At 73.4% G+C, this 13,136-nt stretch carries 11 protein-coding genes and 1 riboswitch; of the genes, 2 read left to right on the plus strand and 9 right to left on the minus strand.

Annotation, left to right across the window (positions count from 1 at the left end):
* Window positions 1–53: 53 nt before the first annotated feature.
* Window positions 54–890 (minus strand): sulfurtransferase, encoded by an 837-nt coding sequence (locus EEJ42_RS25790; RefSeq protein ID WP_123103386.1) that lies wholly within the window; start codon window positions 888–890, stop codon window positions 54–56.
* A gap of 288 nt (window positions 891–1,178) precedes the next feature.
* Here EEJ42_RS25790 and EEJ42_RS25795 point away from each other — a divergent pair, with 288 nt between their 5' ends.
* On the plus strand, window positions 1,179–1,973 hold the full coding sequence (locus EEJ42_RS25795; RefSeq protein WP_123103388.1) for a VOC family protein: 795 nt from the start codon (window positions 1,179–1,181) through the stop codon (window positions 1,971–1,973).
* Window positions 1,974–1,983: 10 nt separating this feature from the next.
* Here EEJ42_RS25795 and EEJ42_RS25800 read toward each other — a convergent pair whose 3' ends face one another.
* The 4 genes from EEJ42_RS25800 to EEJ42_RS25815 form a co-directional block, all read right to left on the minus strand.
* Window positions 1,984–2,655 carry a thymidine kinase gene (locus tag EEJ42_RS25800; RefSeq protein WP_123103390.1) on the minus strand — a complete coding sequence of 224 codons (672 nt, stop codon included), beginning with the start codon at window positions 2,653–2,655 and terminating at the stop codon, window positions 1,984–1,986.
* 66 nt (window positions 2,656–2,721) lie between these two features.
* On the minus strand, window positions 2,722–3,951 hold the full coding sequence (locus EEJ42_RS25805; protein WP_123103392.1) for an alkaline phosphatase family protein: 1,230 nt from the start codon (window positions 3,949–3,951) through the stop codon (window positions 2,722–2,724).
* A complete protein-coding gene (locus tag EEJ42_RS25810; RefSeq protein WP_063735875.1) occupies window positions 3,951–4,547 on the minus strand; it encodes a DUF5998 family protein in 597 nt (198 codons plus the stop codon). Before EEJ42_RS25810 ends, EEJ42_RS25805 begins: the two co-directional genes overlap by 1 nt.
* Before the next feature lie 62 nt (window positions 4,548–4,609).
* Window positions 4,610–7,543: a bifunctional acetate--CoA ligase family protein/GNAT family N-acetyltransferase gene (locus tag EEJ42_RS25815; RefSeq protein ID WP_123103430.1), complete on the minus strand. Its 2,934-nt coding sequence runs from the start codon at window positions 7,541–7,543 to the stop codon at window positions 4,610–4,612.
* 199 nt (window positions 7,544–7,742) lie between these two features.
* On the opposite strand from EEJ42_RS25815, the gene EEJ42_RS25820 reads away from it, so the two are divergent.
* Window positions 7,743–8,024 (plus strand): HPr family phosphocarrier protein, encoded by a 282-nt coding sequence (locus EEJ42_RS25820; protein WP_123103394.1) that lies wholly within the window; start codon window positions 7,743–7,745, stop codon window positions 8,022–8,024.
* A 113-nt stretch (window positions 8,025–8,137) separates the two neighbouring features.
* Here the strand turns inward: EEJ42_RS25820 and EEJ42_RS25825 are convergent, their stop codons facing one another.
* The 4 genes from EEJ42_RS25825 to EEJ42_RS25840 form a co-directional block, all read right to left on the minus strand.
* A complete protein-coding gene (locus tag EEJ42_RS25825; protein WP_246097376.1) occupies window positions 8,138–8,935 on the minus strand; it encodes a GntR family transcriptional regulator in 798 nt (265 codons plus the stop codon).
* A gap of 210 nt (window positions 8,936–9,145) precedes the next feature.
* The gene (locus EEJ42_RS25830) at window positions 9,146–9,940 is read right to left on the minus strand and encodes a M23 family metallopeptidase (protein WP_123103432.1); all 795 of its coding nucleotides are present in this window, start codon (window positions 9,938–9,940) and stop codon (window positions 9,146–9,148) included.
* Window positions 9,941–9,954: 14 nt separating this feature from the next.
* Window positions 9,955–10,116, minus strand: a riboswitch (cyclic di-AMP (ydaO/yuaA leader).
* Between the two features lie 224 nt (window positions 10,117–10,340).
* Window positions 10,341–11,726 (minus strand): M16 family metallopeptidase, encoded by a 1,386-nt coding sequence (locus EEJ42_RS25835; protein WP_123103434.1) that lies wholly within the window; start codon window positions 11,724–11,726, stop codon window positions 10,341–10,343.
* A gap of 20 nt (window positions 11,727–11,746) precedes the next feature.
* A complete protein-coding gene (locus EEJ42_RS25840) occupies window positions 11,747–13,123 on the minus strand; it encodes a M16 family metallopeptidase (RefSeq protein WP_123103398.1) in 1,377 nt (458 codons plus the stop codon).
* Between the last annotated feature and the right edge of the window lie 13 nt (window positions 13,124–13,136).

Here is a 13,136-nt window from a genome sequence, read left to right on the forward strand (position 1 = left end):
CCGTCACCGCAGTGCGGTGACGGGCCCGGAGCCTGGTGCGCGGCGGTTCGGGTTCAGCCGGGCTGGGGGCCGGTGGCCACCGGACGGCTGCCGTCGGCGGACCACTCGCTCCACGACCCCACGTACAGAGCCGCCGGAATCCCGGCTTCCGCCAGCGCCAGCACCTGGTGCGCGGCCGAGACGCCCGAGCCGCAGTACACCCCGACCTCGGCGTCCCCGGTGGCGCCGAGGCCCGCGAAGCGCTCGGCCAGCCGCTCGGCGGGCAGCAGATGGCCGTCGGCGGTGACGTTCTCGGCGGTGGGTGCGGAGATCGCGCCCGGGATGTGGCCGCCGACCGGGTCGATCGGCTCGACCTCGCCCCGGTAGCGCTCCCCCGCCCGCGCGTCCAGCAGTACCCCGCGCCGGGCGAGCGCGGCCGCGTCATCCGCCGTGAGCAGCGGCAGGGCGCCGGGCTCCGGGACGAAGTCCCCCTCGGGCTCGCCCGGGAGTTCGGTGGTCAGCGCGCCACCGGCCGCGGTCCAGGCGGGCAGACCGCCGTCGAGCACGCGGACGTCGGGGTGGCCCGCCCAGCGGAGCAGCCACCAGGCGCGCGCCGCCGCCCACCCCTGTCCGCCGTCATACGTCACCACGCGCCGGTCCCGGCCGACCCCGGCCCGGCGCATCGCGGCCGCGAACGCGGAAAGATCGGGCAGCGGATGGCGCCCCGCCGCCCCGGCCGGGCTCGCCAGCTCGGTGTCGAGATCGACGTACACGGCGCCGGGCAGATGTCCGGCCTCGTAGGCGGGGCGGCCGGGAGGGCCGCCGAGCTGCCAGCGCACGTCCAACAGCAGCGGGGGGCGCTCCCCCGCCAGCGCGTTCATGAGATCGGGTGCGGTGATGATGGCATTCATGGGAACCATCCTTGCGTAGATCCGCCTGCGACGTTTGGACCCCCCGATCACTCAACGCACAGCTGATCGTCACTCGACGGCAAGCAAAGCGAAACGGATGTGCGGCAATAAACCGGTCATTCTTCCTCCGGGGCAGCCATATTGCGGCGCGGCCGGGGCGCTTCCCGCGGCAGGTGGTGCAAATATCGTTCGGGCCCCCCACACCAGCACCTCCCGCATCACCGCCCCGCGCCGCCGAACGGCCCGGGGCCGCACGGCCACGACGATGGTCCGAGGAGAGAGTGACGTATGACCGAGGCAGCGACTCGGCGCACACCGGGCACGCCCTGCTGGACAAGTTTGATGGTGCACAGCCTTGCCGCGACACAGGACTTCTACCACGCCCTGTTCGACTGGGAGTTCACCCCGGGGCCCCAGCAGCTCGGCGCGTACGTCCGCGCCGTACGGGACGGCGTGCCGGTCGCCGGTCTGGGCGAACTGCCACCGGAACGTCAACTTCCGGTCTCCTGGATGACCTATCTGGCCTCCCACGACGCCGACGAGACGGCGGAGATGATCCGCGCCTGCGGCGGCACCGTGGCCGTGGGCCCGCTGGACGCGGACGAGGCGGGCCGGATGCTGATCGCCGCCGACCCGGAGGGTGCCGTGTTCGGGGTGTGGCAGGAGGAGGAGCACGCCGCCCTCCGGGAGTCGGGAGCGCCCGGCACCCCGGTCTGGCACGAGCTGACGGCCCGCGACTCCGGGGCGGTCGCGAAGTTCTACCAGATGGTCTTCGGCTACGAACCGGACGGCACGCGGAGCGCGTCGTCGTCCGAGCCCGGCGAGCCCGGCCGCCGGACCCTGCATCTGGCCGGGCGGCCGGTGTGCGCGATCCGGAGCGCGGACCGGTCCCTGCCTCGCGACCGGGGCGCGCACTGGATGACGCACTTCGCGGTACGGGACGTGGACGAAGCGGTGCGCCGGGTCGGGGAGTTGGGCGGCCGGGTGGTCGAGCCGCCGTCGGACCGGGCGACCGGGCATGCGGCCCTGGTCTCGGACCGGGAGGGGGCGGCCTTCACGGTCGTCCGGGCTGAGGGGGCCTAGGAGCCGGGGACTAGGGAGCCGTCGGCGGGCCGGCGGGCGAGTCGACCGGCAGCACATCGGGTGACAGGCTGGCGGCCCGCGCGCCGGCGGCCGTCATCCGGCGCCGGTGGTGGCGACGGCACAGCACCTCGTAACCCACCTCGCTCTCCGACTGGTTGACGTCACCCACGACGACCTGGGCGCCCTCGACGACCATCTCGCCGCCGACCGTACGGGCGTTGTGCGTCGCCCGGGCACCGCACCAGCACAACGCCTCGACCTGGAGCACCTCCACGCGGTCCGCGAGTTCGACCAGGCGCTGGGAGCCGGGGAAGAGCTTGCTGCGGAAGTCGGTGGTGATGCCGAACGCGAAGACGTCCAGCCCCAGGTCGTCGACGATGCGGGCGAGTTGGTCTATCTGGAGCGGGGTGAGGAACTGCGCCTCGTCCACGATGACGTAGTCGGCGCGGTTCCCGGCCGTCAGCACGCCGACCACATGGGCGTAGAAGTCCAGGTCCGGCACGGCCTCGACGGCCTCGGTGACCAGCCCGAGCCGCGAGGAGAGCTTGCCGTGGCCCGCCCGGTCGTCCCGGGCGTAGATCATCCCCTGGAGCCCGCGGGCCGAGCGGTTGTGCTCGATCTGAAGAGCCAGCGTGCTCTTTCCGCAGTCCATGGTTCCGGAGAAGAACACCAGCTCGGGCATGGGGGTGGCAGAGCCTTTCGTACGAGACAGGTGACGGTGACGCGGTCGCGCGGGTGACGCGGTCGCTCAGGAGCGTACTTCGAGCAGCGGCACGAGCTGCTCCACCGGGGTCATCGAACCGTGCAGCCCGACCATCGCGGACTCCTTCGGCTCGGTCTCCGAGGCGACGATCGCGATGTCGTCGCGGGCGGCGGCCACGATGTCGCCGATGCGCCGGTAGACCCGGTCGTCCACGCCGCCGGTGCCGCCGGGCGGCCCGAACCAGCCCGCCTCGATGGCCTCGTCACGGCTGGCCACCCACATCCGCTCCCCCACCACCTCGCGCCATACGGCGAGCACGTCGCCGGCCGCGCCGGGGACCGCGTACAGATGGCGGGCACGGCCTTCGCCGCCCAGCAGCGCGACGCCCGCCCGCAGCTCCCAGTCGGTGTCGAAGTCGAGGCGCGACTCCGGGTCGAAGGGGATGTCGATCATGCCGTGGTCGGCGGTCACGTACAGCGCGGCGCGGGGCGGGAGTTGTTCGGCGAGCCGCTGGGCCAGCCCGTCGACGTAGCGGAGTTGGTCACGCCACTCCGCGGAGTCGACGCCGAAGCGATGACCCTTGCCGTCCACTTCGCTGTAGTACGTGTAGACGAGCGAGCGGTCCGCGGCGCCGAGCTGCTCGGCCGCGAGGTCCATCCGCTCCTCGCCGGAGAGCCGGCCGTGGAAGGTGCCGCCGCTCAGCGCGATCTTGGTGAGCGGGGTCTCCGCGAAGGTCGGCGCGGAGACCTGGCAGGTGTGCACGCCCGCGGCGTCGGCCAGCTGGAAGACCGTGGGATACGGCTGCCAGGCGTGCGGATCCGTCCAGGGCTGCCAGCGCAGCTGGTTCATCAGCCGGCCGGTGGCGGGGTCGGCCACCGTATAGCCCGGCAGCCCGTGGGCGCCGGGCGGCAGGCCCGTGCCCACGGAGGCGAGCGACGTGGCGGTGGTGGACGGGAAGCCCGCGGTGAGCGGGGCGCCGGTGCCGTTCAGCGAGGTGGAGAGCAGCGAGGTCAGGAAGGGCGCCTCGGCGGGGTGATCGCGCAGCAGCTCCCAGCCCAGGCCGTCGACCAGGAAGACGCACACCCGGTCGGCGGGCGCGAGGGCGAGCCCGGACGTCAGCCCCGGGACCTCCTGGCCCGCGGCGATCGCGGGCAGCAGATCGGCGAGCGAGCCCGTGCCGTAGCGCGGCAGCGGAGCGGTACGGGGGTCGAGCGGGACCGGCTCGGGCCAGGCGGAGTCGGCCGCGGTGGTCGGGCCGGTGGCGGAGCCGGGCATCAGCGGCCGGTGTCCGGGGTGGCCGCGGTGGCCTCGGAGAGCGCCTGGGCGAAGGCGAGGGTCTGGCGGACGGTGTCGGGGCCGTCGCCCGCCTCGCTGACCCGCAGGCTCAGGTCGTCGGCGGTGGACGAGCCGGTGTAGCCGTGGTCGGCCTCGCAGTTGGGGTCGCCGCAGGCGGCGGGCTCCAGGTCGAGGCGGTTGACGGCGCCCCAGCCGATGGTCAGCACGACCTCGCGGGGCAGCGTGCCCGGGGTGTACGACTCGGGGTTGGCGACGACCCGGCTGAGCACGACCGACGAGATCCGCTGGAGCTTCACGGACTCGGTGGAGGTGGTCGCGTACGGCGACGGGGAGGTGCCGTCCGCGGCCTGCTCGTCGGTGTGGCTGACGATGAAGCGGTTTCCGGTGAGGACGAGGACCGTGACATGGCGGCGCACCTCGTTGGCGTCGAACGTGGTCTCCTGATGGACCAGGTACGACACGATCGGCTCGCCGCCCACGGCGGCCTCCACCGCCTCGGCCACGAGTGCCGGGTAATAGCCGCTGCGCTCGATCGCCGCGCGCAGCCCCTGGGTCGTCGTACCGGTCTTCGCCATGGGCACCATCCTACGGGGCGGCGCCGACACCGGCTCCCATGCCCGTCACCGGCCCCGGCCCGTCAGTAGGCGGGCAGATGGCGGGGGCCGAGGTCGGTGCGCACGGGCGGCGGCGCCAGCCGCGCGGACGCGCCGAGCACGGAGAGGCCGCGCTGGGCGACGACCACCGGCTCCAGGTCGACGGCGACCACCTCGGGATGGTCGTCCACCAGCCGCGACACCCTCAGCAGCAGCTCTTCGAGGGCCGCGGTGTCCACCGGCTTGGAACCCCGCCAGCCGAAGAGGAGCGGCGCGGTCCGGATGGACCGGATCAGCTCGGCCGCGTCCCGGTCGGTGGCGGGGACGAGCCGGTGGGCGGTGTCGCCCAGCAGTTCGGACGGCGCGCCGGCGAGCCCGAAGGAGAGCACGGCTCCGGCGCCGGGGTCTATCGCGGCGCGTACGACGGTGTCGACGCCGCGCGGCGCCATCCGCTGCACGACCAGCCCCAGCTCCCCGGCGGGACCGAGATGGGCGGTCAGTTCGGCGTACGCGCGGCGCAGTTCCGTCTCGCCGCCGAGGTCGAGCCGCACCCCTCCCAGGTCGGTGCGGTGGCGCAGCTGCGGGGCGGTGGGCTTCAGCGCGACCGGGTAGCCGAGCCGCCCGGCGGCCCGCACGGCGGTGTCGGCGTCCGGCGCGGGCAGCGCGGGCAGCACGCTGACGCCGTAGCGGGCCAGCAGGCGCTGGGTGTCGGCGGCGGACAGCTCGATGCCGGTGCCGTCGGCTACGGGGGCGTCGGGCGGCGGGATGTCCTGGTGCGGGGCCCCCTCGGGCGGGGCCAGCAGCACCTCGATGTCGGCGGCGGCCCCCGCCTCGTCGATGTCGTCGTACTCCGGCACCCGGCCGGGCTCCTCGGATTCGCGCCGCCACCGCGCGTACCACACGGCCTCGGCGAGCGCCCGCACCGCGCGCTCGGCGGCCGGATAGGCCGGGATCCGGCGGATCTCGGCCAGTGGTTCGGCCGGTGGTGCGTCCGGTGGTGCGGCGCCGGGCGCCGAGGCCGGGTCACCGACGCCCGCGAGGGCCTCCGCCAGGCCGGGGATCTCCAGGTGGACCACCGCCACCGGCTTGGCCGCCCCGCGCCCGGACGCCTCGGTGGCCGCCGTGCGGACGGCCGCGGCGAGGTCCGCCGTACGGGCGTCGCCGACCCATGGGATGGCGGTGACGACGACGGCGTCGCACTCGTCGTCGCCGAGCGCCCCGGTCAGGGCGCGGTGGAAGTCCTCGGGGGCGGCGGCCGTGGTCAGGTCGCGGGGCGGCAGCGGGCGCAGCCCTTCAGTGAGGCAGGCGTCGTAGGTGAGCAGGCCGAGGGATTCGGAGTTGCCGAGGATGGCGACGCGCGGCCCGTCCGGGAGCGGCTGGGAGGCGAGCAGGACCCCGGCGTCGGCGAGCTGGGTGACGGTGTCCACGCGCAGGACGCCCGCCTGTCGCAGCAGGTCGGAGACGGTGGCGTCGGGGATGCGGGTGGTGGGCACGGCATGTCCGGTGGGGGCGCTGCCGCTGTGCCGGGCGCCCTTGACGACCACGACGGGCTTGACGGCGGCGGTGCGCCGGGCGAGCCGGGTGAACTTGCGGGGGTTGCCGATGGATTCGAGGTACATGAGGGCGACGTCGGTCTCCGGGTCCTCGTACCAGTACTGGAGGAGGTCGTTGCCGGAGACGTCGGCGCGGTTTCCGGTGGACACGAAGGTGGACAGACCGACCATGCCCGCGAGGCCCGCGAGACCCGCCGTCCCCTCGGTGCCGGTGGGCCGGGTGAGTCCGGCGCCGCGCCGGTGCAGCCCGGACAGCAGGGCGATGCCGATCGCGCCGGACTGGGTGAACAGCCCGATGCGGCCGGGGACGGGCAGCCGGGGTGAGAGGGAGGCGTTCAGCCGCACGCTCTCGGCGGTGTTGATGATGCCGAAGGCATTGGGGCCGATGACGCGCATGCCGTAGGTGCGGGCCTGGCGTACCAGGTCGCGCTGGCGGTCGCGGCCCTCGGGGCCGCTCTCGGCGTACCCGGCGGAGAGGACGACGAGCCCCTGGACGCCGTGGTCGCCGCAGTCGGCGACGACGGCGGGCACCTGCGCGGCGGGCACGGCGACGACGGCCAGGTCGACCGGTCCGTCGACCTCCCGCAGGGAGCGGTGGGCCGGGACGCCGTCGGGCTCCAGGCGCGTCCAGTCCTCGGGGAAGGCGTGGTTGACGGCGTGGACCCGCCCGGTGAAGCCGCCGTCGAGGAGGTTGCGCAGCACGGTGCGGCCGACCCCGCCGGGGGCCCGGCCGGTTCCGATGACGGCGACGGAGCCGGGGGTGAGCAGCCGCTGCACGGAGCGGGCCTCGGCGCGCTGCTCACGGGCGCGCATGACGGCGAGGGAGCGGTCGGTGGGCTCGAGGTCGAATTCGAGGCGGACGACGCCGTCGTCGAAGCTGCGCTTCTGGGTGTAGCCGGCGTCCGTGAACACCTTGATCATCTTGGTGTTGGCGGGCAGCACCTCGGCGGCGAAGCGGCGGATGCCGCGCTCGCGGGCGACGGCCCCGATGTGTTCGAGGAGGGCGGAGGCCACGCCGCGGCCCTGGTGGGCGTCCTGGACCAGGAAGGCGACCTCGGCCTCGTCGGCGGGGGCCCGGTCGGCGTCGCCCTCACCGGGTGGCGGGAGGTGGGCGGGCAGCCCGTCCTCGTCGATGCGGTCGTAGCGGACGGTGGCGATGAACTCGCCCCCGACGGTCGCCGCGAGCCCGACCCGGTCGACGTAGTCGTGGTGGGTGAAGCGGTGGACGTCGCGGTCGGAGAGCCGGGGGTAGGGCGCGAAGAAGCGGTAGTACTTCGACTCGTCCGAGACGTGTTCGTAGAAGCTGACCAGGCGCTGCGCGTCGTCGGGCGTGATGGGGCGGATCTGCGCGGTGCCACCGTCCCTGAGCACCACGTCGGCCTCCCAGTGGGTGGGGTACGCGTGATGATCCGACGGGCTCGGCATGGGGACAGGGTACGGGCTGAAGTCCGGGACGCAGAGGTCCGCATGGCGGACACCCTTGCGTGAACGGGGGGTGTCGAGGGAAAGTCCGTATCGGACCTGTTCGGACATGACCGGACCCACTCGGGCCCGACCCGGGCGAGACCGGACACCGTATCATCTGGTCTAGACAACAGCACCCGCAGATCTGAAGGGCAACACCATGGCTGAGCGCCGCGTCAACATCGGCTGGGCCGAGGGCCTGCACGCCCGCCCGGCGTCGATCTTCGTCCGTGCGGCGACCGCCGCCGGCGTCCCCGTCACGATCGCCAAGGCGGGCGGCGCCCCGGTCAACGCCGCTTCCATGCTCGCCGTGCTCGGCCTGGGCGCCCAGGGTGGCGACGAGGTCGTACTCGCCTCCGAGGCCGACGACGCGGAGGTCGCGCTCGACCGTCTGGCGAAGCTGGTGGCCGAGGGTCTCGAGGAGCTTCCGGAGACCGTCTGATTCCGTCCGAATCACATTTCGGCGCGGCGGGGCCGCGGTGAACCATTACGGGTCACCGCGGCCCCGTTGTTTTCCGCATCCCGAATTCCATTGAGCCGTATAGCGGGCGGCTGTTAATTCCGGCCGCTCGCCGTGTTTACGGAATGTTTCGAAGTTCTCACCTGGGACGCGTTTCGCAATCGGTATTCGGCCAGCGAGCGTTCGGTGTGCGCGGCGGCGAGCGCCCGCGCCCGGTCGGCGTCGCCGCGCGCGACCGCGTCCACGATCGCCCCGTGCTCCGCCCAGGACTCGACGGCGCGCACCGACGGGTCGGCACACCCGGCCGCACCCGGCACGCCCGGCGCGGCCTGTACGGGCTGCATGGGCTGGACCACCTGCGCGGTCTGCCGGGCCGGGTCCGACGCGTACACCCACGCCGTCTTGCGCCGCAGCTGCACCAGCATCCCCGCCAGGCTCGGGCTGCCGGACGCCTGGGCGAGCGTCTCGTGGAACCAGTCGCCCAGCGAGCGCAGCTCGCCCAGCCGGCCGCGCTGGGCCCGCTCCTGGCCGAGCCGGACCAGACCGCGCAGCACCTTCAGATGCCCCTCGGTGCGCCGCTGGGCGGCCCTGGCGGCGCCCAGCGGCTCCAGCAGGGCCCGGATGTCCAGGAGGTCGGCCGCCTCCTTCTCGGACGGCTGGGCGACGCACGCGCCCGCGTGCCGCCGGGTCGTGACGAAGCCCTCGGACTCCAGGGTGCGCAGCGCCTCGCGGACGGGCACCCGGGAGACCCCGTAGCGCCGTGCGAGCAGCTCCTCGGTCAGCCGGCTGCCGGGCGGATAGGTGCCGGAGATGATGTCGTCACGGATCGCCGTGCACACCGCATGCGCCGAAATCCGGCGACCGCCCTGGAGTGCGGCCGTATCCCCGTTCACTTCCGGTCCCGCATTGTCGAACCTCCGCCTCAACCCCGCGAAACGCATCCGATTGACGCGTGTTCAGTGACTCTATTCGAAGCCGCCGGGATTTCCGATGGGCGAAGTCAATTCAGGGATATTTTTTGGTCACAGGGGAGCGTCCCGGCCGGGTAACGCCGAAGGCCCCGTCCGGAGCGGACGGGGCCTTTCGACAGGGGTGGCGACGGGTCAGAGGTTGACGCCGTGCGAGCGCAGGTACGACAGCGGGTCCATGTCCGAGCCGTACTCCGCGGTGGTGCGGGCCTCGAAGTGCAGGTGCGGGCCGGTGACGTTGCCGGTGGCGCCGGACAGGCCGATCTGCTGGCCGGGGGTGACCTTCTGGCCGACCGAGACGCCGATCGAGGAGAGGTGGCCGTACTGGGTGTAGGTGCCGTCGTTCATCTTGATGACGACGTTGTTGCCGTACGAGCCGCCCCAGCCCGCCTCGACGACCTCACCCATGCCGACCGACTGCACCTCGGTGCCGGTGGAGGCGCTGAAGTCGATGCCGGTGTGGCTGCCGGAGGACCACAGGCCGCTGGACGCCTGGTAACCGGTGGAGACGGAGGAGCCGTCGACGGGCGAGACGAACGTGTTGAGGCGCTTGCGCTCCTCCTCACGCGCGGCGCGCTCCTTGGCCTCGCGCTCCGCCTTGGCCTTCTTCGCGGCCGCGTCGGCCTTCCGCGCGGCCTCCTGGCGGGCCACGGCCTCGGCCTTCGCCTTGGCGGCGGCGGCCTCGGCGGCGCTCTCCTGGGACTGGGCCTGCGCGTCGATCTGGTCGGAGAGACCGTCGCCCATCACCATCGCCTGGCGGAGACCGGTGTCCTGGGGAGACGGCGTCTCGCCGGTCGCGGCGAGGGCCGGGCCGGCGATGCCGGCGACGACGCCCGAGGCGACCGTGGTGATGCCAGCGATGTTCGCGCCGGTACGGACGGCGGTCTGGCTGGGACGTCGGTGCTTCCCGGCAGCACGGGTGAACGCCATGGTGTGGCGCACTCCTTTCCTTCCTTCTCGCCTACCGGGTTAGCTGACGGGTTCGGAGCAGGAAGGTCTCCTACGGGCCCCTCCCCCGGCCGGGGAAGGCGTCCGATTCACCCCAGGGACGTTTGGGTCCCCGGCTCCCCTGGCACTCGCACCATGGGACTCGGCGATGACTGTCCGTGCCGCGGGTGCGGCGGGTATCCGGCGAACAGCCGCACTGACGCTAAACGGGCCGCGTTTCGATCACCAAACGGTTACGGGTTTTTGTTGTTCTCGCCACAAACCAAACGCCCCTCAAATCGGACATACGGGAGGACCCTGGCGTCTCGCTTGACGCCAGGGCCCTTGTTCTGATGGGGCGTTGAGCCGGTCCAGGGACATCTCGGGCCCGGCGGACCGCGGTTCAGCCGGTGATGACGCGCACCTCTCCGATGCCGAGCGCCCTGACCGGCTCCTCGATCTTCGAGGCGTCACCCACGAGCACCGTCACCAGCCGGTCGGCCGGGAAGGCGCTCACGACCGCCGCGGTCGCCTCCACCGTCCCCGCCTCGGCGAGCCGGGCGTACAGCTGCGCCTGGAAGTCGTCCGGCAGGTGCTGCTCGACCTGGTCGGCGAGCGTGCCCGCGACGGCGGCGGCCGTCTCGTACTTCAGCGGGGCGACGCCGACGAGGTTCTGCACGGCGACATCGCGCTCGGCGTCCGTCAGCCCCTCCTCCTTCAGCGTCCGCAGCACCGTCCACAGGTCGTCCAGCGCCGGGCCGGTGACCTCGGTGGCCACCGAACCGCTGATCGCCAGCAGCGAGGCGCCCGCCGAGCCGCCCCCGGCCGGCGAGGGCGGCGTCGAGCGCAGCACCTGGCCGAAGGCGCGCACCCCGTAGGTGTAGCCCTTCTCCTCGCGCAGCACCCGGTCCAGCCGGGAGGTGAGGGTGCCGCCCAGGCAGTAGGTGCCGAGCACCTGGGCGGGCCAGACGCGGTCGTGCCGGTCGGCGCCGATGCGCCCGATGAGCAGCTGGGTCTGGACCGCGCCGGGCCGGTCGACGATCACCACACGGCCGGTGTCGTCGGCGATGACCGGCGGGACCGAGCGCTGCGGGGCCGGGCCTCCGGTCCAGGCGCCGAGGGTGTCGGCGAGCGCCTGGTCGAGGTCGACTCCGGCCAGGTCGCCGACGACGACCGCGGTCGCGGTGGAGGGCCGGATGTGCGCCTCGTAGAACGCGCGCACCGCCGCGGCGTCGATGCCCTCGATGGTCTCCTCGGTGCCCTGGCGCGGCCGGGACATCCGCGACTCGGCCGGGAACAGCTCCTTGGCCAGGGCCATGGAGGCACGGCGGGCCGGGTTGGCCAGCTCGTGCGGGATCTCGTCCAGCCGGTTGCGCACCAGCCGCTCGATCTCGCCGTCGGGGAAGGCGGGGGCGCGCAGCGCGTCGGCGAGCAGGCCGAGCGCCTTGGGCAGCCGGGAGACCGGCACCTCCAGGGAGACCCGGACGCCGGGGTGGTCCGCGTGGGCGTCCAGGGTGGCGCCGCAGCGCTCCAGTTCGGCGGCGAACTCCTCGGCGGTGTGCTTGTCGGTGCCCTCGGACAGGGCGCGCGCCATGATCGTGGCGACGCCGTCCAGACCGGCCGGTTCGGTGTCCAGCGGGGCGTCGAGGTTGATCTCCACGGCGACGACCTGCTGGCCGGGGCGGTGGCAGCGCAGCACGGTGAGCCCATTGGACAGCTCACTGCGCTCCGGCGCCGGGAAGGCCCACGGCTTGGGGGCGCCGCCCTGCGGCTGCGGGTGGAAGGTCATGGTGGCGGTGACGGCGTCGCTCACTGGGCCGCCTCCCCTTCTGCGTCGGTGTCGGCGGCTTCTGCGGCACCGGAGGACTCGTCGTCCGCGTCCTCGGCGCCCTGGACGGGCTCGTAGACCAGCACGGCCCGGTTGTCGGGGCGCAGCCTCGCCGCGGCCACGGCCCGCACCTCCTCGGCGGTGATGTCCAGCACCCGCCCCACGGCGGTCAGCGCCAGCTGCGGGTCGCCGAACAGCACGGCGAACCGGCACAGCTCGTCGGCGCGGCCGCCGACGGTGGCCAGCCGGTCCAGCCACTCGCGCTCGATCTGCGCCTGGGCGCGCTCCATCTCCTGCGGCGTCGGGCCCTCCTCGGCGAAGCGGGCCAGCTCCTCGTCGACGGCGGCCTCGATGCCGGGCACCTCGACCCCACCGGAGGTCTTCACGTCCAGCCAGCCCAGCGACGGCGCGCCCGCCAGCCGCAGCAGGCCGAACCCGGCGGCGACGGCCGTACGGTCGCGGCGCACCAGGCGGTTGTGCAGCCGGGAGGACTCGCCGCCGCCGAGGACGGTCAGCGCCAGGTCGGCGGCGTCGGCCTCGCGGGTGCCGTCGTGCGGCAGCCGGTAGGCGGCCATCAGGGCGCGGGCCGGGACCTCCTCCTCGACGACCTCGCGCAGCTGCCCGCCGATGACCTCGGGGAGCGTGCCGTCGCGGGGCGGCCGCTTGCCCTCGTGGGAGGCGATGGTGCCGAAGTACTTCTCGATCCAGGCGAGCGTCTGCTCGGGGTCGATGTCGCCGACGATGGACAGCACCGCGTTGTTCGGCGCGTAGTACGTGCGGAAGAACTCCCGGGCGTCCTCCAGGGAGGCGGCGTCCAGGTCGGCCATCGAGCCGATCGGGGTGTGGTGGTACGGGTGGCCCTCGGGGTAGGCCATGGCGACGAGCTTCTCGAAGGCCGTGCCGTACGGAACGTTGTCGTAGCGCTGGCGGCGCTCGTTCTTGACGACGTCCCGCTGGTTCTCCAGGCTCTCGTCGTCCAGCGCGGTCAGGAGGGACCCCATCCGGTCCGCCTCCAGCCACAGCGCCAGCTCGACCTGGTGGGCGGGCATCGTCTCGAAGTAGTTGGTGCGCTCGAAGCTGGTCGTGCCGTTGAGCGAGCCGCCGGCCCCCTGGACCAGCTCGAAGTGGCCGTTCCCCGTCACCTGGGCCGAGCCCTGGAACATCAGGTGCTCGAAGAGGTGGGCGAGGCCGGTACGCCCCTTGACTTCGTGGCGTGAGCCGACGTCGTACCAGAGGCAGATCGCGGCGACCGGGGTCAGGTGATCCTCGGAGAGCACTACCCGCAGGCCGTTGGCCAGACGGTGCTCGGTCGCTTTCAGGCCGCCGGAGCCGGCCTGTTGCGTGGCCGTGTGACCCATGGGCATGTACGTC

Source organism: Streptomyces botrytidirepellens (genome assembly GCF_003721215.1).
GTDB classification, from domain to species: Bacteria; Actinomycetota; Actinomycetes; order Streptomycetales; family Streptomycetaceae; genus Streptomyces; species Streptomyces himastatinicus.